This is a genomic window from Streptomyces sp. VRA16 Mangrove soil, assembly GCF_017377775.1.
GTDB lineage: Bacteria > Actinomycetota > Actinomycetes > Streptomycetales > Streptomycetaceae > Streptomyces.
Map to the genome: position 1 here is coordinate 225,856 of NZ_JAFVLN010000010.1, position 23,918 is coordinate 249,773.

Sequence of the window (23,918 nt, forward strand, 5' to 3'; positions counted from 1 at the left end):
GGTCAGTCGTCGGGGGTCGCCGCGTCCAGCAGCGCGGCCGCCGTGAACAGCTCCACGCCCACGGTGATCGCGTACTCGTCGGCGTCGAAGTCGCCCTGGTGCAGATCACGGCTGGTGCGGTCGCCCGGCGCCTTCACGCCGAGCCGGGCCATGGCGCCGGGGACGTGCTCCAGGTACCAGGAGAAGTCCTCGCCGCCCAGGCTCTGCTGGGTGTCCTCGACGGAGTCGGGGCCGAGCCGGGCGATCATCGCGTCCCGCAACAGGTCCGTCACCGCCGGGTCGTTGACGACGGGCGGCACTCCGCGCACGTAGTTCACGACGGGCTTGGCCCGGTACAGGTCGGCGATCTCGGAGATCGCGGCGTGCACCAGGTCGGGCGCCTGCCGCCAGGCGTCGAGGTCGAGGCAGCGCACGGTGCCGGAGAGCTCGGCGTGCTGCGGGATCACGTTGCACGCGTGGCCGGTCTCCAGGCGGCCCCAGGTGACCGACAGGCCGGAGCGCGCGTCGACCCGGCGGCCGACGAGCACGGGCACCTCGGTGGCGACCTTGGCGGCGGCGATGACGAGGTCGGTGGTCAGGTGCGGACGCGCGGTGTGCCCGCCGGGCCCGTCGAGCGTGACCTCCAGACGGTCGCAGGCCGAGGTGATCGCGCCGTGCCGCAGCCCGATCCGCCCGGCCTCCACCTTCGGGTCGCAGTGCACCCCGACGATCTTCCGTACGCCGTCCAGGACCCCGCACTCGATGGCGTCGGGCGCGCCGCCGGGCAGCACCTCCTCGGCGGGCTGGAAGATCAGCCGCACCGGGTGCGGCAGCCGGCCCTCGCGGTGCAGGGCGGCGAGGACGAGCCCGGCGCCGAGCACCACGGTGGTGTGCACGTCGTGGCCGCAGGCGTGGGCGCGGTCCGGGACCGTGGACCGGTACGCGCAGTTGAGCTTGGTGTCCGGGATGGGCAGCGCGTCGATGTCGGCCCGCAGCGCGAACATGGGGCGCCCGCCGGACCACTCCCCGGTCTCGGTCCCGATGTCGCAGATGAGCCCGGTCCCCATGCCCAGCACTCGCGGCCTGAGCCCCGCCCGCTCCAGGCGGGCCTTGAGCGCCGCGGTGGTGCGGAACTCTTGGTTGCCGAGCTCGGGGTGCATGTGCAAGTCGCGCCGGAAGGCGATGAGTTCGCGGCGCAGGGCGTCGGGAAGCCTGCCGGGGAGCGCTGCAGCGCCTTCTCCCGGGCTCTCGACCTCGGACTCTCGCTCGGAATCTCGGGACTTCGTCTGGTTCACCCTCTGAAGGGTAGGGCGATGCAGGGGCCAACTAACCCGCGATCAACAAAAGTTCAGCCAGATTGACGTAAGAAACTTGGCCGCCGTACGCATGTGGATCGCGCAGGAAGGGTAGGAAGTCTCTTTCGACCTGCGGTTCACCTGGGCTCTTCCGCCGTGGGCCCGGCGTCGTCACCCGTGGGGTCCGCGGGCCTGGTGTGCAGGATGTCACGCGCCTGTTCCGCGGCGCGCGCGGTGTTTTCCGAGACGAAGTCGAGGAAGCGGGCGATGTTCTCCAGGCGGATGCCGACCGGGGTGTTCGTGCCGTGCAGCCCGGCGCCCTCGCGGGCCATGTCGACGATCCGGGCCGTGGCTCGGGCGCTGGCGACCATCGACTGGTACCAGATGTCGTCGTCGACGACATAGCGCTCGCGGCGCCGCTCGTCGCGCTCGCGGCGCACCATCCCGAGGTTCTCGATGAACGCGATGGCCTTGGAGACGGACGCGGGGCTGACCTCAAGGCGTTGGACGAGCTCGGCCGCGGTGAGGCCGCCCGTCTCGCTGAGGCAGATGCAGGACATCACGCGGGACATCATCTTGGGCATGCCCGACGCCATCATGACGGTGGTGAACGACTCCTCGAACGCGCGCAGCGCCTCGTCGTCCCGGCCGCGGACCCGCGCGGGCGCCTGCGTGCCGCGCGGCGCGGGCTGCCTGCGCCGGTGGGCGCGCTGCTCGGTGGCGCGGTGGGCGAGGTCGGAGCGGTAGGACGTGGGGCCGCCGTTGCGCATCACCTCGCGGGTGATGGTCGAGGTGGGGCGCTCCAGGCGCCGGGCGATCTCGGCGTAAGCGAGCCCGTCGGCCAGCCCGGCCGCGATCTGCTGACGTTCCTGCTGGGTGAGCCTGCCTCCCGGCATCGCCGCCTCCTTCGTCCTCGTGGTCCTCGGGGTCGCGTCCAGGTCCTGTCCGCGTCGCGACTATAGCGTTCACTCGCAGCCTATTGCAACGGTTCGACGTCGGTGCGTTGCGTTAGACGCCAGCCCGTTGCAACAAAATTGCCCAACTGACCTGCAATTACTGGAGTTCTTCGCAACGAACCTGTTGCCGACTTCATGAACGCAACGTAGCGTTTCTGTCATCGCAAACGCCACCGCACACGACAGGCCAAGGAGCCAGCGATGCAGAAGTTCGCCACCCCGAACACCATCTCCGCCCAGTTCGACATCCCCGCCGGACGGATCCGCCTCATCGCCGCCGACCGGTCCGACACCACGGTCGAGGTCCTGCCCGCCGACCCCGCCAAGAACCGCGACGTGCAGGCCGCCGAGCAGATCGAGGTCGGCTACGCCGACGGCGTGCTGCGGATCGCGGCCCCGGCACCGAAGAACCAGCTCTTCGGTCACTCCGGCGCCGTCGAGATCACCGTCCAGCTGCCGGCCGGCTCGCACGTCGAGGCGAAGGCCGCCGCCGCCGAACTGCGCGGTGTCGGACGGCTCGGCGACGTCTCCTTCGAGAGCGCGCAGGGTCCCGTCAAGCTCGACGAGGCCGCCGGTGCCCGGATCGCCCTCCAGGGCGGCGACATCAGCGTCGGCCGCCTGGCCGGGAACGCCGAACTGCGCACCATGAAGGGTGATCTGACCGTCGCCGAGGCCCGGCGCGGCACGCTCACCCTGCACACCGAGTCCGGCGACGTGAGCGTCGGCGCGGCCCGCGAGGCCTCCGCCGTCCTCGACGCCGGCACCACCTACGGCCGGATCGACAACGCCCTGCGCAACGCGGCGGGCGCCGACGCCGAGCTGACCGTCCACGCCACCACCGGGTACGGCGACATCGCCGCCCGCAGCCTCTGACCCTCCGCCCCAGGTCCTCAAGGGAGAACGCGACATGACCAGCAAGGCCATCTCCGCCCACGGGCTGCGCAAGTCCTACGGCGACAAGACCGTGCTCGACGGCATCGACCTGGACGTCGAGCAGGGAACGATCTTCTCCCTGCTCGGCCCGAACGGCGCCGGCAAGACCACCACCGTGCAGATCCTGTCCACGCTCATCTCCGCCGACGCCGGACAGATCCAGGTCGCCGGTCACGATCTCGCCGTCGACGCGCAGAAGGTGCGCGCCGCGATCGGCGTGACCGGTCAGTTCTCCGCCGTGGACGGGCTGATCACCGGCGAGGAGAACATGCTCCTCATGGCCGACCTGCACCACCTGCCGAAGGCGCAGGGGCGCCGGGTCGCCGCCGAGCTCCTGGAGCGCTTCGACCTCACCGAGGCCGCCAAGAAGCCCGCCTCCACCTACTCCGGCGGCATGAAACGACGCCTCGACATCGCCATGACCCTCGTCGGCAGCCCACGGATCATCTTCCTCGACGAACCGACCACCGGACTCGACCCACGCTCCCGGCACACCATGTGGGGCATCATCCGCGAGCTGGTCCGCGACGGCGTCACCGTCCTGCTCACCACCCAGTACCTCGAAGAAGCCGACCAACTCGCCGACCGCATCGCCGTGCTGCACGACGGGAAGATCGCCGCCGAGGGCACCGCCGACGAACTCAAGCGGATCGTCCCCGGCGGACACATCCGCCTCCGCTTCACCGACCCCGAGACCTACCGCCGCGCCGCCGCCCTCCAGGCGGCCACCCGCGACGACGACGCCCTCACCCTCCAGATCCCCAGCGACGGCAGCCAGCGCGAACTGCGCTCCCTGCTCGGCCGGTTGGACACCGCCGGCATCGAGGCCGACGAACTGACCGTGCACACCCCCGACCTGGACGACGTGTTCTTCGCCCTCACCGCCACCACCGCGCACACCGACCAGATCAAGGAGACCGTCCGATGAGCACCTCCCTCGCTCCCGCCCGCCCGTCCCGGATCGCCCTCGCCGTCCGCGACTCGTCGACGATGCTGCGCCGCAACCTGCTGCACGCCCGCCGCTACCCGTCGCTCACCCTGAACCTGCTGCTCACCCCGGTGATGCTGCTCCTGCTCTTCGTCTACATCTTCGGCGACGCCATGAGCGGCGGCGCCGGACGGGACGCCTACATCGCGTACATCGTCCCCGGCATCCTGCTGATGACCATCGGCTCGACCACCATCGGCACCGCCGTCTCCGTCTCGAACGACATGAGCGAGGGCATCATCGCCCGCTTCCGCACCATGGCCATCCACCGGCCCTCGGTCCTGATCGGGCACGTGATCGGCAGCGTGCTGCAGGCGGTCGCCAGCGTGGTCCTCGTCGGCGCGGTCGGCGTGGCCATCGGGTTCCGCTCGACCGACGCCACGCCCCTGGAGTGGCTGGCCGCCTTCGGGCTCCTGGCGGGCTTCGCCCTCGCACTGACCTGGATCGCGGTGGGCATGGGCCTGGTCAGCCCGAACGCCGAGGCGGCGAGCAACAACGCGATGCCGCTGATCCTGCTCCCGCTGATCTCCAGCGCCTTCGTACCGCTGCACTCGATGCCCGGCTGGTTCCGGCCCGTCGCCGAGTACCAGCCCTTCACCCCCGCCATCGAGACCCTCCGCGGACTCCTCCTCGGCACCGGGATCGGCCACAACGGCTGGCTCGCCCTCGGCTGGTGCGTCGGCCTCGCGGTCCTCGGCTACTTCTGGTCCGCCGCCAAGTTCAACACCGCCTCGAAGTAGGCCCCGTGGCGCCCCGCATCAGGCGGCGTACCCCGACATCGCGTCGGAGTACGCCGCCTGTTTCATGCGCGTACGAGGGTCAGGGCGCGGGCACCCCCCAGCGCGAGGGCCAGCGCCACGAGCCCGGCGCTCACCGCCATCACCGCGCGCAGGCCGAGCCCGCCGTCGATCACCAGGCCGCCGGCCCAGGGCCCGAGCGCCGCGCCGACGTTGAGAGCCGCCGTGGCGCAGCCGCCGGCCAGCGTCGGCGCCCCCGACGCCGCGTACAGGGCCCGCGCGATCAGTGTCGAGCCGACGGCGAAGGACAGGGCGCCCTGCACGAAGGCGAGCGCGAGCGTCACCGGGACGCTCTGGGCCGCGTACGCGAAGAGCACCCAGCCCGCGCAGAGCGCCGCCCCGCCGCCCGCGAGCACCGGCAGCGGCCGGGCGTCCGACCAGCGGCCCGCCAGCGAGACGCCCGCGAACGAGCCGAGCCCGAAGAGCGCGAGCAGCGCCGGGACCCACGCGGCGGCGATGCCGGTCACGTCGGTGGCGACGGATGCCAGGTAGGTGAAGGTACAGAAGGTCGCGGCGTTCACCAGGGCGCCGAGGACCAGGACGACGAGCAGCCGGGAGCTGCGCAGGGCCCGCAGTTCGGCGCGTACGTCGCCGGTCGCGCCGCCCGCGGGGCCGGGCGGCACCGACCGTGCCACCGCCACAAGCGCGGGCACGCAGAGCAGGGCCACGGCCCAGAACGCGGCGCGCCAGCCCATGAGTTGGCCGAGCAGCGCGCCGCCGGGCACTCCTGCGACGCAGGCGAGCGTGGTGCCGCCGAGCAGGACGGAGGTGGCCCGCCCCTTGGCGTCCGGGGCGACCAGGGACGCGGCGGTGGCGAGGGCGACGGCGAGGAACCCGGCGTTGGCGAGGGCGGCGACGACGCGGGTGGCGAGCAGCACGTCGTAGCGCGTGGTGAGCGCCCCGACGACATGCGCGGCGAGGAACACCGCGAGGAAGCCGAACAGCGTCGCGCGGCGCGAGCGGCGCAGCGCCAGGACCGCCATGAGCGGGGCGCCGACGACCATGCCGACGGCGAAGGCGGAGGTGAGCGACCCCGCGGCGGGGACGGAGACGCCCAGGTCGTGGGCGATGTCGGGGACGAGCCCCGACAGCATGAACTCGGAGGTGCCCTGCGCGAAGACGGCGAGGGCGAGGAGGTACAGCGTGAAAGGCACAGCGGACTCCGTGACCGTACGAAAGGGAGAGTGGTCGCGGTCCGGCGGCGTGCCGACGGTGGCGGGCGCTTCGGCTCAGCGCGTGACGCGGGAAAGCCACCGGGCGGGGGCCGCCGGTGGCTGGGCTGTGTCTGACTCCGGGCTGTTCACGCCGCCAGGTTAAGCACATCGCGGCCCGTGGGGCGAGCGGTTTTCACACCGTGCGCACGCCGCGCGCGGAGCCCGCGATCCCCGCGAGGAACCCCTGCGCGTGGTCGGAGACGCCGTCGCGCAGCCAGGCCGGGTCGATCTCGCAGACCGCGACCTTCACGCCGGTGCCCGCGAGGGCGATGGGCAGGGTGTGCACGACGGTCGAGGGGAAGCTGAGGATCGTACGGCCTATGGGGCCGCGGCGGGCGATCAGTTCCAGGGGGAGGTCGGGGCGGACGACCTCGAGGCCGGTCTCGCCGGCCAGGCGGTGCAGTTTGTCGGAGCTCTCGCGGCGGTGTGCGAAGTAGCGGGTGGCGCCGTGCGCCGCGGCCAGTTCGCGGACGGCGACGAGATAGCGGTCGAGGTCGACGACCCCCGTCTCCACCAGGGACGTTCCGACGAGGTCGGCGCCGCGGGTCAGGCGCGGCGGGCCGAACCGCTCACGCGTCCAGGCGTACGCGTTCGAGAGCACCGTCACCCCGTCCGGCACCCCCTCGACGGGCATGGAGGTGAACAGGGAGACCGTGCGGCCGCCGCCGGGCAGCGGGGTGAGTCTGCGGCGGGCCGCGGCGGCGACGGGCCCGAAGGCGATGTCGCGGGCCCCGGGCCGGCCGCCGCGCCGGTGCCAGCGCACCAGGCGCTGGCCGCCGGCGAGCTGGCTGACGAACTCCATGGTGGCGGTGCCGTCGTCGACGACGACGAGGTCGCGGGCCCGGGTGATGGTCAGGAGCAGCTGTACGTAGCGGGAGAACGGGTCGCCGATCACGACCCGGTCGGCCGCGCGCAGCGGCCCCGCGAGGCCGCCGATCGTCTGGAAGGGTGCCGACGCGCCGCCGCGCGCCTCCTCCCAGCGCACCGTGTGCCCCTCCCCGCGGGCGAGTTCGGCGACCCGGCGCAGCTGGCCGCGGGTCATCGGGTCGGTGGGCGAGAGCACGACGATCGTGGCCCGGCCACCATCGAGGTGCGCCCATTCGAGGACGTTGAGGAGCTGTACCGGGCTCTCGACGAAGCACAACGTACTGCCGGACATGCTGCGGCCCTCCCGAGGGACGCCGGGGCGGTCCGGCAGGTCGACCGGGTCGACTCTGCCGGACCGCCCGTGACTTGACGAAGCGGCGGATCAGACGCCGACCGGCTCACCGGCGGCGACGGCGATCTCCGACTCGGCGACGACGCCCGCGACGCGGCGCAGCTTCTTCATCGGGCCGAGCTCGGACTCGTAGACCTTCTTGACGCCGTCACCGAGGGACTGCTCGATGGTGCGGATGTCGCGCACCAGGCGGGACAGGCCCTGCGGCTCGACGGAGGCGGCCTGGTCGGAGCCCCACATGGCGCGGTCGAGGGTGATGTGCCGTTCGACGAAGGTGGCGCCGAGGGCGACGGCGGCGAGGGTGGTCTGCAGGCCGGTCTCGTGGCCGGAGTAGCCGATCGGGACGTTCGGGTACTCGGCCTGGAGGGTGTTGATGACGCGCAGGTTGAGTTCCTCGGCCTTCGCCGGGTACGTCGACGTGGCGTGGCAGAGCAGGATGTTGTCCGAGCCGAGGACCTCGACCGCGTGGCGGATCTGCTTCGGCGTCGACATGCCGGTGGAGAGGATGACGGTGCGGCCGGTGGCGCGCAGGGCGCGAAGGAGCTCGTCGTCGGTGAGGGAGGCGGAGGCCACCTTGTGGGCGGGGACGTCGAACTTCTCCAGGAAGGCGACGGCCTCGGTGTCCCACGGGGAGGCGAACCAGTCGATGCCGCGCTTCTTGCAGTGCTCGTCGATCTTGCGGTACTCGTCCTCGCCGAACTCGACGCGGTGGCGGTAGTCGATGTAGGTCATGCGGCCCCAGGGGGTGTCCCGCTCGATGTCCCACTGGTCGCGCGGGGTGCAGATCTCCGGGGTGCGCTTCTGGAACTTGACGGCGTCGCAGCCGGCCTCGGCGGCGACGTCGATCAGCTTGAACGCGTTCTCCAGGTCACCGTTGTGGTTGATGCCGATCTCGCCGGTGATGTACACGGGCTGGCCGGGACCGGCGATGCGCTCGGAACCGAACGTGCGCAGACGGGAGTTGAGGGTGGGGAGAGCAGACATGGCAGATGCGTTCCTTACTTGGTTTCGAGGGTGTCGAGAGAGGGGCCGAGGATCCAGCCGGCGATCTCCCGGATCGCGCCTTCGCCACCGGGGGCGGTGGTGACGGCGCGTGCGGCGTCCCGCACGACGTCATGGGCGCTCGCGACCGCCACGGGCCAGCCGGCGACGGCGAAGCACGGGAGGTCGTTGACGTCGTTGCCGACGTAGAGCACGCGCTCCGGCGCGATGCCCTGCTCCTCGCACCACTGCTTCAGTGCGAGGTCCTTGCGGTCGATGCCGTGCAGGACCGGGATCTTGAGCTTCCGGGCCCGGGCGGCGACCACCGGGTTCACTTCCGTGGACAGGATCAGCATCGTCAGGCCGCTCCTGCGGAGGGCCGCGATGCCGAGGCCGTCACCGCGGTGCACGGTGACGAACTCCCGTCCTTCGGAGTCGATCAGCACCTTGTCGTCGGTCTGGGTGCCGTCGAAGTCGAGGACGACCGCGTCGATGTCTTCCTGGGTGGGAAGGGCGCGCTGGTCGAAGAGGGGGGCCAGCGCGCGGGCGCGGGCCAGGTCGTGCGGGTCGTCGATCTCCAGGACCCGGGCCGGGTCGGTGCACACGAGTTCGGTGCGGCCGAAGAAGCGGTGCTCGTGGCGGCGGAAGCCGGCGGCCTCCATCGCGTACACGGCGCCGGTCTCCAGGAGGTCCTGGGGGCGGTCCTGGCGGCGGGGCCGGAAGGACTTGTCGTGGTTGACGCCGTAGCCGCCGCCGGTGGCGGGCGCCTCGGTGAGCAGGGTGCCGGTGCCGCCCACGGAAGCGGCCCGCTCCCCGGCGACGGCCCGGGCCTCGTCGACAGCGTCCAGTCCGTCGCGCCACACGAAGCCGTGGAAGGGCGCGACGGTCAGGGCGCTGTCGGCGCCGCCCTCGACGATGGCGGCGACCACGCCGTCGATGTCCTCGCGGACGATGAACGGGCTGGTGCACTGCACGAGCAGCACCACGTCCACGGCCGCGCCCTGGAGCGCCTCGTGGGCGTCCATGGCGTGCAGCACGGCCGCCTCGGAGGTCGCCTTGTCGCCGGCGATGGCGGTGGGCCGGGTCACGACCTCGGCGCCCGCCGCCCGCGCCGCGGCCGCGATGGCCGCGTCATCGGTGGAGACCACGACGTCCGTGACGTGCCGGGTGGCGAGGCACTCCCGCACGGCGCGGGCCACCAGGGGCACGCCGCCGACCGGGGCGAGGTTCTTGGCCGGCACGCCCTTGGAGCCGCCACGGGCGGGGATCACGGCGAGGACGCGGCGGACCGGGGTCGCCTGTCCCGCTTCCGGGTCGGTCATGTGCGCTTCTCCTTCGGGGAGTTCGGGATGGGGGTGCCGGGGCGGGTGCTCACAGCTCCCCCATGCGCCGGATCACGGGGGCGACGCGCTGCACGCCGTGCCGGTAGGCGCCGCGCGCGGCGCGGCGGACGATCTGCCGCACGGCGCTCGGGTCGCGGTCGGCGGCGGGCGCGCCGGGCAGCGGCGAGCCGTCCGGCGCGAGGTGATGACGGGCGAGGACCCGCGGCAGATAGCCGGGAGCGGTGGTGCGGCTGTAGTAGGGCGCGAGGGGCCGGCGGTCCTCGTCGAGGAGGGCGGCAACCTTGGCGCGCGCCCCGTCGAAGGCGCTCTCGTACGCCCCGTCGGCGGCGACGCCCTGCCGGGCCACCCAGGCGGCGTCCGGTTCGGGCCGCTCCCCCGCGTCCAGCCGGTCCCACGACACGAGGCAGCCGGACCCGGTGAAGTGGTGATTGCCGAGGGCCTCGCGCACCCCGAGGTCGGTGAGCAGCGCGGTGGGGATGCGCCGGTGCAGGGCTTCGAGCGCGGCCGTGGAACTGACCGTGACCAGCAGGTCCGTACGGTCGAGAACCTCGCCCATGTTCCCGTACACGAGACGGAAGTTGGCCGGCGGCTCGGGGATCCGCTGGACGAGCTTCTGGTACGGGATCTCCTCGATGTGCGTGGTGTGCTCACCGGGCTTGCTGCGCAGTTTGAGCAGCACCTCGCGCTCGGGGTGCGACTCGGCGTGCCGGACCAGCCTGTCGAGCAGATACATCCGGTCGGCCGCCGTGTCCGGCACGGACGGCTGCGCGGCGAAGACGACGGTGTACGGGTCGTGCGCCTCCTTGTACGGCGCGCCCCCGAGGAACGGCAGCGCGCACTCGGTGACGCTCGACGCGTCGGCGCCCACTCCCTCGTACACCGCGCGGAAACGCTCCGCGTCGTAGGCCGAGTTGGCGAGCACCACGTCGGCGCCGTGCCGCAGCAGCAGCCCGTCGGCGAGCTTCTCGTAGACGACACCGACGTATCCGGTGACGACGACGGGCCGGTCCTTCGACTCCCGCCAGGCGTAGGCGAGTCCGTGCAGTACGGCCTGGACGGCGCCGCCCACGAGGGCGAGGACGACCACGTCGTACGCACGGGGGTCCCGTGCCATCGTCGCGAGGAACTCGACGGCGGTCACCTCGCGCAGCGAGTCGGCGCGGACGCCCACTTCGGTGAGCTGGCGGGGGGTGGGGGTGGCGCGGCCGCGCAGCAGATATCCGTCGAGCGCGGCACGGTCGGGGGCGATGCGGGAGGCTGTGAGCGACCCCCATTTCCACCGGGTGTCGGAGTCCGCGAGCACAGCGACCCTGAGGTTCTCTGTGGGGGTCTTTCCGTTCCTTGCTGGCACGCCGAGAAAGTTAGGAAGGCATTTCGAGCCGCGGCCCAACCGGAGTGCAACAAACGGTTAACAGCGCGCCGACGAATGGCGAATCAGCCCCGGAAAAGCCTTCCGGAAGGGGCGGTTCACGGTCCCGCCACACGTCGTTCACCTGACATCAAGTTCCCTGTCAGGGCGAATGCCGGGGCGCCGCCTAGCGTCCGGTGCGTGGTCAAGCTCTCCGTCATCGTGCCGTTCTACAACGTGCAGCAATATGCGCCCGACACTCTGCGAAGTCTGCGTGCGAACACGCGGGACGACGTCGAGTTCATTCTCGTCGACGACTGTTCCACGGACGGGACGTCGGACATACTCGCGCGCGCCGCCGCCGAGCTGCCGGGCGCACGGCTGATCAGACATGAACAAAACGGGGGGCTGGCCACCGCGCGCAACACGGGCATCGACGCCGCGCACGGCGAGTTCCTCACCTTCCTGGACGGGGACGACTGGGTCGCCCCCGGCTACTTCCCCAGGCTTCTGGCCCCCATCGAGGAGCTGGGCTGCGACTTCGTCCGTACCGACCATGTCCAGTGCACGGCCCGCGCGCGCGTCGTGCACCGGGTCCCGCACGGCCGGCGCGGCGTCGTCATGGACCCCAGGGGCGCGATCCTCCCGACCGACCGCACGACGTCGGTCGACTACGCGTACGCCTGGGCCGGCATCTATCACCGCCGTCTGGTCGACGCCGGTCTCCTCCACTTCACCCATGGCCTGCGCACGGCGGAGGACCGGCCCTGGATCTGGCGGCTGCACCGCGAGGCGGAGTCCTTCGCCGCGGTGGGACTTCTCGGGGTCTTCTATCGGCGCGGTGTCTCGTCGTCACTGACGCAGATCGGCGATGTACGCCAGCTCGATTTCATCAAGGCATTCGACCAGGTAATCGAAGAGACGGCCAGAGACAGAGACTCCGAACAATTGCTCCCCAAAGCAGTACGCACCTATTGCGCCATCATGGCGCACCACCTGGGCGCCGTCGAAAGGTTTGAACCGCACGTGGCGAAGCAGTTGCGCACGCTGTGCGCGACCGCCTTGAAGCGGCTCCCGCAGGACGCCCTCAACGACACCCTGAATTCGATGGACTCCGAACGCGCCTCCCGGCTGCGCCGGTTGCGCCGGCGTGCCGTACCGGCCGGGGCGGGGGCCCGCTGATGCCGCGCACCACGCAGATCTTCTGCGCCTCGACCCTGTACGGTGCCGCGACGGTGGCCGCGGCGATCGACTCCGACCTCTTCGGTCCCGCCGACCGGCGGCTGCTGCTGGTCAGCAACAACGCCGCCAACCCGGAGACGACTCCGTCGGTCGACGCGATGCCCGGCTTCGACGCCGTGCGCTCCCGCTTCGACGAGGTTCTCTCGTGGAACGAGACCATCGCCCCCTTCCATCCGGGGAGTTGGGGACCGCGCCTGGGCGACGTACCCCTGTGGGAGCGTCATCTGCGCGCGCTGTGGCGTCTCGGCGACGACCGCGTCGAGCTCGCCGTGGAGTCGATCCAGGTGAACCCGGCTCTCGCGCTGGCCCAGCTGTTCACCGACGCGCCCGTCGATGTCTACGCGGACGGCCTCATGAGCTACGGGCCCACCCGGAACAAGCTGGATCCGCTGGTCGGCACGCGGGTGCGCCGCGTGCTCCGGCTCGACCTCGTCCCGGGCCTCGAACCGCTGCTGCTCACCGAGTTCGGGGTGCCGTCCGAGCTGGTGCCGAACGACGCGTTCGTGAAGGTGCTCGGCGAACTGGCCGACTCAGACACGGAGTTGCCCGATGTCGCGGGCGAACCGGCGCTGCTCCTCGGCCAGTACCTCTCCGCACTCGACATCCTCACCCCGCAGCAGGAGGAGGACCTGCACGTCGAGATGGTGCGGGGCGCCGTCGCCCTGGGCCACACCCGGCTCGTGTTCAAGCCGCATCCCACCGCTCCGGCCCGCTGGTCGCGCGTGCTGGAGGAGGAGGCGGCACGGCTCGGCGCCGAGGTGACGGTCGTCGACACCCCGGTGCTCGCCGAGGTGATCTTCCAGCGGCTGCGCCCCGCCCTCGTCGTCGGCTGCTTCTCCACCGCCCTGTTCACGGCGGCCTCGCTCTACGGGCTGCCCGTCGCGCGTGTCGGCACGGACCTGCTGCTCGACCGGCTCACCCCGTACCAGAACAGCAACCGGGTGCCGGTGACGATCGCCGACGCGCTGCTCCCCGACCTCAAGGACGCGGCCGCGGTCGAGCGGTGGAGCATGCCGGCGGACCAGACGGAGCCGGGCGGCCTGCCGGACCTGTTGAAGGCGGTCGGCTACGCCATGCAGCCCCAGGTCTGCTCCACGCTGCGGCCGGACGCGGAGAAGTACCTCTCGACCCGGCTGAACGCGCACACGTGGCGCTACTTCAGGCGGCGCCGCCTCACCTCGCTGGCCCTTCCGGGGGCCGTCCCCGCCCAGCTCGCCTTCCTGCCGCGCAACGCGACGGTGCGACGCATCGCCCGCCGCGCGCGTGCGGTGCGGCGCAAGGCCGGCCGCTGACCCACCGCGACACGCCCACCGCACCACCGCCCCCGCCCCACCTCGGGCCGGGGGCGGTCCTCTTGAGCCCACCCGTAGGGATACGCCATGAACCTGCCCGGCCCGGCCTCACCATCGGCACCCGCTGCGCTCCGGCCGCCCCCGCTCGCCCCGGCGCCCGGCCGGGCCCGCCCCGCCGCCCGGCTGCGCGCCCTGGACGGGCTGCGCATCCTCGCCGCGCTGACGGTCTGCCTCTACCACTTCGCCGGGAAGAACGGGACGGTCGCCGAGTCCTGGCACCAGTCGCCCGGACGTCTCTTCCCCGACCTGTCCGACGCGGCGGTCTACGGATGTCTCGGCGTGCAGCTCTTCTTCGTCATCAGCGGATTCGTGATCTGCATGAGCAGTTGGGGGCGTACGCTCGGCGACTTCTTCCGCTCCCGCGTCGCGCGCCTCTACCCCGCCTACTGGGTCGCCATCGTCCTCGTCACCGCGGCCTCCTTCGCGCTGCCGGCCGTGGTCCACCACGTCCGGTCCGACGCCTTCCTGGTGAACCTGACCATGCTCCAGCAGCCGATGGGCGTCCCCCGGGTCCTCGGTGTGTGCTGGACGCTGTGGGTGGAGGTCCGCTTCTACGCCCTCTTCGCGCTGTTCGTGGTCTGGCGCGGAGTCACGTACCGACGGGTCGTGCTGTTCTGCGTCCTGTGGACCCTGGCCGGCGCCTTCGCCCGGGTCGCCGACACCCCGCTCACCGACGAGCTGGTGATGCGGGACCACGCGCCGTTCTTCATCGGGGGCCTCGCCCTCTACCTCATCCACCGCTTCGGCAGCGACCTGCTGCTGTGGAGCATCGTGGGGGTGAGTTTCCTGCTCGGCCAGCGCTACTCGGTCACGGCGCTGTGGCACCCGGGCCCGCAGGGCGACTTCCACCGGAACCCGTACGTCATCCAGCTGATCGTCGCGCTGTCCTTCCTGGCCGTCGCCGCCGTCGCCCTGGGCTGGCTGCGCTGGGCGAACTGGCGCTGGCTGTCGACGGCGGGCGCCCTGACCTACCCCTTCTACCTGATCCACGAACACCTCGGCTGGTTCGCCATCCGTGTCCTGCACCGGGGGCTCGGGCTGCCCCCGCAGGCGACGCTCGTCCTGTCGGTCGGGTCCCTGCTCGGCGTGGCCTGGCTGATCCACCGGTTCGTGGAGCGCCCGTACGGGCCTCGGCTCAAGCGGGCCATGGCCGTACGGGCGGCCCGCTGAGCACCCGGCGGGGCCCGGCGCGCGGGGTCAGGCCTGCGCGGCCCTGATGCGGCGGGCGACCCGGCGCACGGTGGGGTTGCGGCGCAGCGCCTCGGCGCGCACGGGCCCGCCGCCGGGCAGCCGGAGGCTGGTGAGCCGGCGCTTCTTGAAGTACCGCGCGTGGCTCTCCGGGTGCGCGGTGAGCCACGCCTCGGCCTCGGCGCGCAGCCCCGGGTGCTTGCGGGCCTGCATGCAGTAGCCGACGGTCCGCACGAGTGGCCCCAGCTCGGCCGCGAGCACGTCGAGTTCGAGCGGCTCGCCGAGGGTGTCCCGCTCCGCGTCGGGCAGTGCCGCGTCGATGACGGTGAGCGGGATGCGGTTGCTGTTCTCGTACGGTGTGATGCGGTCGAGCAGCGTTCCCGTGCCCACCCGGGCGACGGGAATGCCGTAGAACGCCGCGGCGGTCATCAGCGCCGTGGAGAAGCAGCCGATGACGAGCCGGGGCCGCAGACGGTCGAAGACGGTCTCCGCGAGGACCGGGGCGCGCAGCACGGTCAGCCGCACCCCGAGGTCGCCGGCCGCGCCCTCCAGGGAGTCGGTGTACCCGGCGGGCGCGCTGGGGTGCGGCTTGAACAGGACGGACTCGTGCCCGGCCGCGGCGGCGGCGCGCAGCATCCTGATGTGGAGCTGCTCCTCCTCGTCCTGCGTGATGAGGTCGATCGCGGAGAGGTACTGCCCGAGCAGCACGGCGGTGGGCCGCTGCGGCCCGTCCGGGAGGTGCCCGGCCAGCATCCCGGCGCCGTCCGCCCCGATCTCGGCCAGCACCTCGACGATCGCCTCGTTCGGGACGGCCTCGGGCTCCACCCCGTACTCGGACAGGAGCAGGGGCCGAAGCCCGGGGACGAGGTCGAGGTGCAGCACCCGGGCGATGCGGCTGCTCATGCCGTGCGGGATGCGGTTGCGCGTGGGCCCGTAGCTCATCAGGCCGTCCGCGTACACGTGGATGGGGCTGTCCGCGAAGATCTCGGCGACCGCCCGGGAGGGGTTGGCCTGGATGGACTCGCAGGCGATCTCGACGGGTTCGTCGCCCAGGTCCCATGCCAGGCGCACGGCCTTCTCCCACAGGGAGGCGTCCTGCGCGCGGGGCGACCAGCCGGCCGGGTGGTGCGGGTAGATGAACTCGTTCCAGGAGTGCACGGCATCGAACTCGGGCCGCAGCTTCTCGAATCCGGCCATCCGGTCCAGGGGCGTGCCCACCTCGGGGACCGTCGCCGTGTTGCTGACGACGAGGATTCTGCGGCGGCCCTCGCGGGGCCCGAAGAGCCCGGCGCGGATCGCGGCCGTCACCGTGGCGGCGGCGTACTGCGTGGCCGAGAAGAATATCTGGATCATGCGGCGACTCCCTTCATGCCGCCGCGTATGCGACGCAGTACATGTACGCGCTCCAGGCCCATGCCGACGAGGGCCTCCTCCAGCTCCGGCTCCGACATCCGCCCCAGCGCCTCGGCGCTCAGTTGCTTGAGGCGGGCGGCCGCGCCCCGCTCGAACCGTTTGCGGTCCAGGAGTTGGTGGGCGATGACGACGCAGTAGTTGCGCAGGGCCTTCTTGCGCAGCCGCTCGGCGTCCGGATCGCCGGCGAGTTCCGACAGCACCAGGTCGAATGAGCGGAAGAAGTCCAGCTGCCGTACGTCGCCGATCTGGGTCAGCGAGCTGGAGATGCCCCGCCGGTAGAAGACCCCCTTGAGGCCGACGACGGCGTAGGACTCGGCCCGCCGGTGCAGCTCCCAGATCCAGGGCCGGTCCTCGGCGGTGCGCAGTCCGTCGTGGAAGCGCAGCAGTCCGCGGTCCAGCAGGCGGCGGTGGTAGACGCCCGCCCAGGCGTACGGGTAGTCGACCATCGTGGTGTCGTCGACCGGGAGGATCGAGCCGCGCGGGTCGAGCGGCACGTTCCGCCGGCCCTCCGGTGCCCGGTGCACGGCGCGGTCGATTCCGGTCACCTGCACGTGGTCGGTGCGCACGAAGTCGACGTCCAGCCGCTCGACCGCGTCGACCAGCTGCCTCAGATAGCCCGGCGCCAGCCAGTCGTCGCCGTCCAGGAAGGCGAGGTAGCGGCCCTCGGCGGCGTCGATGCCGGTGTTGCGTGCCGTGGCGAGTCCGCCGTTCTCCTCGTGCCGGACCACCTTGCTGTTCCTGAGCCGTTTCGTCAGCTCGCACAGTGCCTCGTACGTCCGGTCCTTGGTCGACCGGTCCTCGACGAAGATGAACTCGAACTCGTCGTCTGCGTTGTTGACGAGACTGGCGACCGTGTCCTGGACGTACGCCTCGATGTTGAAGCAAGGCACGATCAGGGACAGTTTCGGGGGGCGGTTGATCACGCGTACACCTGGGCTCTCTCGGGGCGGACCGTGGTGATGCTAGGAGCGCCGCGACGCCGGACTTCAACCCTTCCGGGACGAACAGATGAACGTACGGCAACGGCGTGTCGTACGTTGCCGTGGACGTCGCGCGCCGTGCCGCGACCGGGTCGTCCGGGCTCAGGAGAGTCTCAGGCGGGCGGCTTACCGTCCGCCGCATGAGCCTCCTACGGAGGCTGACTGCCACGCCGGCCGGCACGACCGGTTCTCAGGTCCGCAGGGTTTCCGGCCCACGCGCCGCAGGGCGCCGCGACCACGCCCGCCGCGGGAGACGCGTCCGCTCCCGCGGCCGGTGGATCCGGCCGTCGGCCGGCTGCTGCGGCGGCCGGCGCTCCTCCTCGCGCCCGTGCGCGCTCCGGCTCTGCGTTCCGGCTCTGCGTTCCGGCGCATGATGCCGGGCACGCGCTCCCGGCTGCACGCCTCCCACGAGCTGCATCTGACCGGTGTGGAGGTGCACTTCGCCTCCCCGGCAGTCCTGCGCAGCGGTCCTTCGAGGCCCCCGGCCTCGGCCACCAGGACCTGGAGGGCTGCTCCGGGACCGCACCCTCCACCACGAACTGGGGTGTTCCGAGCCGGAGTTCGCCGTCGAGAAAACCCCGGGGAACGCCATCCACCGGCGCCGCATCGCCGCCACCTGGCCCGGCGCCCGGTTCGTCAGGCTGTAGAGGAGGCCCGCCCCGAACTCGTCGGCCAGGCCCTGCTCTGAGTACAGCCGGCGGGGTGATCTCTGTGCGCAGCCGGCGGGCCGCCCTCCGGCAGCGGCCCGCGCGCCGCCCGTCATCCGACCCCGTACCGCGCCCCGATCCCCGCCACGATCACCCGCAGCCCCTCCTCGAACCGCTCGTCGTACGCCGCGAAGAGCTGCGCCCCCGCGGCCGCGGCGAGCGGGAAGTCGGCCAGCCTCCGGGCGCGCTCGGCCACGTCCACCTTCGGGGCCGCGTCCTCGCCCTGCCCGCGCATGCCCTGTTCCTCGGTGACGAAGCCGAGGGTGTACAGGTATGCGGTCGAGCTCGCCCACGCCGCCTGATCGGGGGTGAATCCGGCGTCGACGAGGTAGCGCAGGTTCGTCTCCATCTCGGGGCCGTGGTCGATGCCGGTGAACCGCGAGCCGCTGAAGACCTTCGCGCCGTCGCGGTAGCTCAGGAGCGTGGCGCGCAGCTGCCGGTTGCCCTGGAGCAGCCACTCCTGCCAGCCGCCCGAGGGCTCGTACCCGACGTCCCGGCCCACGGCCGTCATACGCCGGAACATCACGGTCGCCATCTCGTCGAGCAGCGCCTGCTTGTTCTTGAAGTGCCAGTACAGGGCGGGCGCCTGGACATTCAGCTCCTTGGCGATGGCGCGCAGCGTCAGCCCCTCCAGACCCACGTCGTTCAGCAGGTCGAGAGCGGTGTCGGCGACGTGCGCCTTGTCGAGCTTCGGCTTCGCCGCGCTCCGCTTCGTCACGTCTTTCGGGTTCTTCTGGTCGGCCACGCTTGACAGTTTAACGCCGTTAAGGTCACGCTCGATCCAAGCGAACTTAACGACGTTAAGGAGAAGGTGGCGGTGACGGCGACGGTGACGACGGACGTACTGGTGGTGGGCGCGGGCCCGACGGGCCTGGTGGCGGCGATCGACCTGACGCGGCGCGGGGTGCGGGCACTGCTGGTCGAGCGGGCGGAGGGCCTGTTCCCGGGCTCGCGCGGCAAGGGGCTCCAGCCGCGCACCCAGGAGGTCCTGCACGACCTCGGGGTGCTGGACGCGATCCATGCGGCGGGCTCGCGGTACCCGAAGATGCGGGTCTGGGAGGGCGACGAGCCGGGCGTGGAGTGGGACATGATGGAGCGCTCGGAGCCGAGCGAGCACGTCCCGTACGCGGAGGGCTGGTTGATACCGCAGGCCCGCACGCAGGAGGTGCTGTACGCGCGGCTGCGGGAGCTGGGCGGCGAGATCCGCTTCGGCGCCGCCCTGACCGGCCTCGCGCAGGACGCGGACGGCGTGACGGCGACATTCGAGGACGGCTCGCGGGTCCGGGCGCGGTACGCGGTGGCGGCGGACGGCGGGCGTTCCACGGTGCGGCGGGTGCTCGGCATCGGCATGTCCGGCGAGACCGTCGACCCCAAGCCGATGATGGTGGCGGACGTGCGGGTGACACCGGGCGCGCCGATACCGGACACGCACTGGCACGTGTGGCCGCACGCGGCGGACGGCGGGGTGGCGTTCTGCCCGCTTCCGCTGGTCTCCGACGCGGGGCGCGTCTACCAACTGGCCGCGCAGTACACGGACGAGACGGCGGTGCCGGACACGTCACCGGAGGCGGTGACCCAGCTGCTCGCGACGCGCACGGCACTGTCCGAGAAGCACATCGCCGAGGTGCTCTGGGCCTCGGAGTTCCGGGCGCGGGCGGCGATGGCGGACCGCTTCCGCGCGGGCCGCGTCTTCCTCGCGGGCGACGCGGCGCACGTCCACTCCCCCGCGGGCGGCCAGGGGCTGAACACGAGCGTGCAGGATGCGTACAACCTCGGCTGGAAGCTGGCGGCGGTCCTGTCCGGCGCACCGGCCTCACTCCTGGACACGTACGAGGAGGAGCGGATGCCGGTCGCGGCGGGCATCCTCGGCATCAGCACCCGCATCCACCGCGAGGGCGCTGCGGGCCGCAACACCCAGCGCGGGGAGGAGGTCCAGCAGCTCGGCATCGGCTACCGCGACGGAGCGCTGACGCGTGAGACCCGCACGGCGCTGCCGGACGACGCCCTGCAGGCGGGCGACCGCGCCCCGGACGGCAGGCGCGGCGGACTCCGCCTCTTCGACCTCTTCCAGGGCCCGCACTGGACGCTGCTCGCGGTCGGCACGGACACCGAACTCCCGCTATGTGACGCCGACTTGATACGCACGGCCCGCATCCCGGCGTACGAGGCCTACGGCACGGGCGTCTTCCTGGTCCGGCCCGACGGATACGTGGCGTGGGCCGGGGAGAGCGCGGAGGGGGTGGAGGGTTACATGAAGGAGATCGGGCTCGCCTGACAGGGGCTGACAGGGGCTGACAGGGTCAGTCGCCGTCGAGGAGGGTGTCGACGGACAGTTCCGGAGTGACACCGACGGATTCGGGCACCGGTACGTGCCGGCCTCGCTCGTACCGCTCGGGCGCCGGGTACCGCCCGTCCGCCGGGTCCTGGTGGAGCAGCACTTCACCAGTCACTTCGAGCACCATGCGGAAGACGTTCGGTGCGTAACAGTCCTTCTGGACTTGGGCGGCGCGGAAGTCCTCGTCGACGACGGAGAAGTCCTACACGCTGGCCAGCGACAACTTCACCGCGAAGCCGAGGAACAGCACCCCGGCCGCGGACGTGGCGCCCGCCGAGAGGCGCTTGCGGCGGCGGAAGGCGGCAGCCAGCTTGGTGCCGCTGAAGATCAGGGCCGACAGGTACAGGACGCTCGCGAGCTGCGCGAAGGCGCCGAGGACCACGAAGGAGAGGGCGGGGTAGGCGTACGAAGGGTCGACGAACTGCACGAAGAAAGCGATGAAGAAGAGGATGGCCTTCGGGTTGAGGAGGCTGATCACCAGGGCGCGGCGGAACGGGCGCTCGTGGGCGGGCTGTTCCTCGGCCGTGCCGGACTCGGCGGCGGTCCGCTCGCGCCGGGTGCGCCACATCGACCAGGCGGCGCGCATCATGCCGATCGCGAGCCAGGTGAGATAGCCGACGCCCGCGTACTTCACGATGCCGAAGATCACGTCGTTGGCCTTGAGCAGGGAGGCGACACCGGCGGCGGACAGGGTCATCAGGACGGTGTCCCCGCACCAGACACCGGCGGCGGCCTTGTAGCCGGTGCGTATGCCGCGGCGGGCGGCGACGGAGAGCACGTACAGCGAGTTCGGCCCCGGGAGGAGGACGATGAGGACGAGACCCGCGAGATAGGTCGGAAGATCGATGACACCCAGCATGTCCGGAGTGTCGCACGGGCCCCCGGGGCGTCGTCCAGGGGTCCGGATATCGGAACCGGACCCTCCGGACGACGGGGGTCGCCGCGGGTCAGAATGCGTCGGACGGGACGTACGTGCCCCACACCTCGCGCAGCGCGTTGCAGACCTCGCCGACCGTGGCGCGGGCGCGCAGGGCGTCCTTCATGGGGTAGAGGACGTTGTCGGTGTCCGCGTCGCCCTCGGCGGCCTTCTTCAGGGCGGCCAGCGCCGCGTCGACGGCCTCCTGGTCCCGCTCGGCGCGGAGCTTGGCGAGGCGTTCGGCCTGCTGGGCCTCGATGGCGGGGTCGACGCGGAGCGGCTCGTAGGGCTCCTCCTCGTCGAGCTGGAAGCGGTTGACGCCGACCACGACGCGTTCGCCGGAGTCGGTCTCCTGCGCGATGCGGTAGGCGGAGCGCTCGATCTCGGACTTCTGGAAGCCGTGCTCGATCGCGCTGACCGCGCCGCCCAGCTCCTCGACCTTGTCCATGAGTTCGAGGGCGGCGGCCTCCACGTCGTCGGTCATCTTCTCGACGACGTAGGACCCGGCGAACGGGTCGACGGTGGCCGTGACGTCCGTCTCGTAGGCGAGGACCTGCTGGGTGCGCAGGGCGAGCCGGGCGGACTTGTCCGTCGGCAGCGCGATGGCCTCGTCGAAGGAGTTGGTGTGCAGCGACTGGGTGCCGCCGAGGACGGCGCCGAGGCCCTGGACGGCGACGCGAACCAGGTTCACCTCCGGCTGCTGGGCGGTGAGCTGGACACCCGCGGTCTGGGTGTGGAAGCGGAGCATCAGCGACTTGGGGTTCTTCGCGCCGAACTCCTCCTTCATCACCCGGGCCCAGATCCGGCGCGCGGCGCGGAACTTGGCGACCTCTTCGAGGATCGTCGTGCGGGCCACGAAGAAGAAGGACAGGCGCGGGGCGAAGTCGTCCACGTCCATGCCGGCGGCGACGGCGGTGCGCACGTACTCGATGCCGTCGGCGAGGGTGAAGGCGATCTCCTGCGCGGGAGAGGCCCCGGCCTCGGCCATGTGGTAGCCGGAGATCGAGATGGTGTTCCACTTCGGGATCTCGGCCTTGCAGTACTTGAAGATGTCCGCGATCAGCCGGAGGGAGGGCTTGGGCGGGAAGATGTAGGTGCCGCGGGCGATGTACTCCTTGAGCACGTCGTTCTGGATCGTGCCGGTGAGCTGCTCGGCGGCGACGCCCTGTTCCTCGCCCACCAGTTGGTACATGAGCAGGAGGAGGGCGGCCGGGGCGTTGATCGTCATCGACGTCGAGACCTTGTCCAGCGGGATCCCGCCGAACAGGACGCGCATGTCGTCGATCGAGTCGATGGCGACGCCCACCTTGCCGACCTCGCCGGAGGCGATCGGGGCGTCCGAGTCGTGGCCCATCTGGGTCGGCAGGTCGAAGGCGACGGACAGGCCCATCGTGCCGTTGGCGATGAGCTGCTTGTAGCGGGCGTTGGACTCGGTGGCCGTGCCGAAGCCCGCGTACTGGCGCATCGTCCACGGGCGGCCCGTGTACATCGACGGGTACACGCCCCGGGTGAACGGGTACCGGCCGGGCTCGCCCAGCTTCTGCTCCGGGTCCCAGCCCTCCAGAGCCGCCGGGCCGTACACCGGCTCGATGGGCAGTCCGGACTCGGATTCGCGCGCCATGGTTGTGCCTCCAGCGATATGCCGATTACTTGCCAGTAGTTGCCGACCCTCGCGACGGACTGTAGCGGCGGCCGTTCGGTCAGTGGAGAGGCCCACGCTGGGACCTTGCTCACAGACCCACCAGCAGACCTACCCGGCGGCGAGCGGCAGTTCGCAACGTTTCGGGCGCGGGCAGCATCAGTAGAGACAGAGGAGAACGACGCGACAAGCGGGGGACACCATGCGGACATCTGTCATACGGAGAACACTCGCCGCGGCCGGGGTCCTCGCCCTGGTCGGCGGTTGCACGGCGCAGGCCATCGAGAGCGGGTCCGAGGCGCACCCGTCCGCGTCGGCCGCCCCGTCCGGTACGCGGGCACCGGGCGACGACGCCAAGCCCTCCGCTTCCGCGTCGGCGTCCGCCTCCCCCGAGGCGCCCGACGTCCTGTGGGAGCAGGGTGACAAGGGCAAGGACGTACGCGAGCTGCAGGCGCGGCTGCGGCAGGTGGCGTGGCTCTTCGACGGCCCGACGGGGACGTACGGCGCGTCGACGACGAAGGCGGTCAAGGGGTTCCAGGGCAAGCGCGGGCTGCCGCGCACCGGGACGACCGACACGGTCACCTGGAAGCGGCTGCTGAAGATGACGCACGAGCCGAACCGGGACGAGCTGTACGCGTCCGGCGGGCAGCCCGCGGCCAAGCCCGACCCGCGCTGCATGACGGGGCGGGTGCTGTGCATCAGCAAGACCAGCCGGACGCTGTCGTGGATGGTGGACGGCAAGCGGCTGATGACGACGGACGTGCGCTTCGGCTCGCAGTACACGCCGACCCGCGAGGGCGTCTTCCACGTGTACGTGAAGTCCCGCTACCACGTCTCGACGATCTACCACACGTCCATGCCGTACGCGATGTTCTTCAGCGGCGGGCAGGCGGTGCACTACTCGTCGGACTTCGCGGCGCGCGGTTACGCGGGGGCCTCGCACGGCTGTGTGAACGTCAGGGACGAGGCGAAGATCGCGAGCCTGTTCCAGCAGGTGCGCAACGGCGACAAGGTCGTCGTCTACTGGTGAACGACTTCTGGTGAGCAGTCTGCCGGTGAGCAGTCTGCCGGTGGCGCCGACGGCGGCTTGAGT

21 protein-coding genes are annotated in these 23,918 nt (G+C 71.6%); 8 read left to right on the forward strand and 13 right to left on the reverse strand.

What is annotated here, in order from left to right:
- Positions 1-2: 2 nt before the first annotated feature.
- A complete protein-coding gene (locus J3486_RS26570) occupies positions 3-1,274 on the reverse strand; it encodes an amidohydrolase (protein WP_207824549.1) in 1,272 nt (423 codons plus the stop codon).
- Positions 1,275-1,411: 137 nt separating this feature from the next.
- Positions 1,412-2,170, reverse strand: a complete 759-nt coding sequence (locus J3486_RS26575; protein ID WP_207824551.1) for a helix-turn-helix domain-containing protein — start codon at positions 2,168-2,170, stop codon at positions 1,412-1,414.
- Positions 2,171-2,431: 261 nt separating this feature from the next.
- Here J3486_RS26575 and J3486_RS26580 point away from each other — a divergent pair, with 261 nt between their 5' ends.
- From J3486_RS26580 to J3486_RS26590, 3 genes are read left to right on the forward strand one after another with little or no spacing between them, the layout of a single operon-like run.
- Positions 2,432-3,103 carry a DUF4097 family beta strand repeat-containing protein gene (locus tag J3486_RS26580; protein WP_207824554.1) on the forward strand — a complete coding sequence of 224 codons (672 nt, stop codon included), beginning with the start codon at positions 2,432-2,434 and terminating at the stop codon, positions 3,101-3,103.
- A 34-nt stretch (positions 3,104-3,137) separates the two neighbouring features.
- A complete protein-coding gene (locus J3486_RS26585) occupies positions 3,138-4,091 on the forward strand; it encodes an ATP-binding cassette domain-containing protein (protein WP_207824563.1) in 954 nt (317 codons plus the stop codon).
- Positions 4,088-4,891, forward strand: a complete 804-nt coding sequence (locus J3486_RS26590) for an ABC transporter permease (RefSeq protein ID WP_207824565.1) — start codon at positions 4,088-4,090, stop codon at positions 4,889-4,891. Before J3486_RS26585 ends, J3486_RS26590 begins: the two co-directional genes overlap by 4 nt.
- Before the next feature lie 62 nt (positions 4,892-4,953).
- Here the strand turns inward: J3486_RS26590 and J3486_RS26595 are convergent, their stop codons facing one another.
- From J3486_RS26595 to J3486_RS26615, 5 genes are all read right to left on the reverse strand, one after another.
- On the reverse strand, positions 4,954-6,102 hold the full coding sequence (locus J3486_RS26595; protein WP_207824567.1) for a Cmx/CmrA family chloramphenicol efflux MFS transporter: 1,149 nt from the start codon (positions 6,100-6,102) through the stop codon (positions 4,954-4,956).
- 193 nt (positions 6,103-6,295) lie between these two features.
- Positions 6,296-7,321 carry a hypothetical protein gene (locus J3486_RS26600; RefSeq protein ID WP_207824569.1) on the reverse strand — a complete coding sequence of 342 codons (1,026 nt, stop codon included), beginning with the start codon at positions 7,319-7,321 and terminating at the stop codon, positions 6,296-6,298.
- A gap of 90 nt (positions 7,322-7,411) precedes the next feature.
- The gene (locus J3486_RS26605) at positions 7,412-8,365 is read right to left on the reverse strand and encodes an N-acetylneuraminate synthase family protein (RefSeq protein WP_207824571.1); all 954 of its coding nucleotides are present in this window, start codon (positions 8,363-8,365) and stop codon (positions 7,412-7,414) included.
- A gap of 14 nt (positions 8,366-8,379) precedes the next feature.
- Positions 8,380-9,684, reverse strand: a complete 1,305-nt coding sequence (locus tag J3486_RS26610) for an N-acylneuraminate cytidylyltransferase (RefSeq protein WP_207824572.1) — start codon at positions 9,682-9,684, stop codon at positions 8,380-8,382.
- A gap of 49 nt (positions 9,685-9,733) precedes the next feature.
- Entirely contained in the window at positions 9,734-11,056 is a 1,323-nt protein-coding gene (locus J3486_RS26615) for a DUF6716 putative glycosyltransferase (RefSeq protein WP_207824574.1), read from the reverse strand.
- 198 nt (positions 11,057-11,254) lie between these two features.
- Between J3486_RS26615 and J3486_RS26620 the strand changes: the two genes are divergently transcribed.
- From J3486_RS26620 to J3486_RS26630, 3 genes are all read left to right on the forward strand, one after another.
- Positions 11,255-12,235, forward strand: a complete 981-nt coding sequence (locus J3486_RS26620; RefSeq protein ID WP_207824576.1) for a glycosyltransferase family 2 protein — start codon at positions 11,255-11,257, stop codon at positions 12,233-12,235.
- Positions 12,235-13,587, forward strand: a complete 1,353-nt coding sequence (locus tag J3486_RS26625) for an alpha-2,8-polysialyltransferase family protein (RefSeq protein WP_207824579.1) — start codon at positions 12,235-12,237, stop codon at positions 13,585-13,587. Before J3486_RS26620 ends, J3486_RS26625 begins: the two co-directional genes overlap by 1 nt.
- Positions 13,588-13,674: 87 nt before the next feature.
- Positions 13,675-14,817 (forward strand): acyltransferase, encoded by a 1,143-nt coding sequence (locus tag J3486_RS26630; RefSeq protein ID WP_207824581.1) that lies wholly within the window; start codon positions 13,675-13,677, stop codon positions 14,815-14,817.
- Positions 14,818-14,844: 27 nt separating this feature from the next.
- Here the strand turns inward: J3486_RS26630 and J3486_RS26635 are convergent, their stop codons facing one another.
- From J3486_RS26635 to J3486_RS26645, 3 genes are all read right to left on the reverse strand, one after another.
- The gene (locus J3486_RS26635) at positions 14,845-16,188 is read right to left on the reverse strand and encodes a polysialyltransferase family glycosyltransferase (RefSeq protein WP_207824583.1); all 1,344 of its coding nucleotides are present in this window, start codon (positions 16,186-16,188) and stop codon (positions 14,845-14,847) included.
- Positions 16,185-17,171, reverse strand: coding sequence for a glycosyltransferase family 2 protein (locus tag J3486_RS26640; protein ID WP_207824584.1), 987 nt, complete (start codon positions 17,169-17,171; stop codon positions 16,185-16,187). The genes J3486_RS26635 and J3486_RS26640 overlap by 4 nt, the downstream gene beginning before the upstream one ends.
- 816 nt (positions 17,172-17,987) lie before the next feature.
- The gene (locus tag J3486_RS26645; RefSeq protein ID WP_207824587.1) at positions 17,988-18,680 is read right to left on the reverse strand and encodes a TetR/AcrR family transcriptional regulator C-terminal domain-containing protein; all 693 of its coding nucleotides are present in this window, start codon (positions 18,678-18,680) and stop codon (positions 17,988-17,990) included.
- A 72-nt stretch (positions 18,681-18,752) separates the two neighbouring features.
- On the opposite strand from J3486_RS26645, the gene J3486_RS26650 reads away from it, so the two are divergent.
- Complete coding sequence (locus J3486_RS26650; RefSeq protein WP_307804948.1) at positions 18,753-20,210, forward strand: FAD-dependent monooxygenase; 1,458 nt, start codon at positions 18,753-18,755, stop codon at positions 20,208-20,210.
- A 25-nt stretch (positions 20,211-20,235) separates the two neighbouring features.
- Here the strand turns inward: J3486_RS26650 and J3486_RS26655 are convergent, their stop codons facing one another.
- The 3 genes from J3486_RS26655 to J3486_RS26665 all read right to left on the reverse strand — a co-directional run bounded on the left by J3486_RS26655 (position 20,236) and on the right by J3486_RS26665 (position 22,807).
- Entirely contained in the window at positions 20,236-20,397 is a 162-nt protein-coding gene (locus J3486_RS26655) for a hypothetical protein (protein ID WP_229378610.1), read from the reverse strand.
- 75 nt (positions 20,398-20,472) lie between these two features.
- Entirely contained in the window at positions 20,473-21,129 is a 657-nt protein-coding gene (leuE, locus tag J3486_RS26660) for a leucine efflux protein LeuE (protein ID WP_207824590.1), read from the reverse strand.
- Positions 21,130-21,217: 88 nt separating this feature from the next.
- The gene (locus tag J3486_RS26665) at positions 21,218-22,807 is read right to left on the reverse strand and encodes a methylmalonyl-CoA mutase (protein WP_207824592.1); all 1,590 of its coding nucleotides are present in this window, start codon (positions 22,805-22,807) and stop codon (positions 21,218-21,220) included.
- 220 nt (positions 22,808-23,027) lie between these two features.
- Between J3486_RS26665 and J3486_RS26670 the strand changes: the two genes are divergently transcribed.
- Entirely contained in the window at positions 23,028-23,855 is an 828-nt protein-coding gene (locus J3486_RS26670; RefSeq protein WP_207824593.1) for a L,D-transpeptidase family protein, read from the forward strand.
- Positions 23,856-23,918 lie beyond the last annotated feature (63 nt).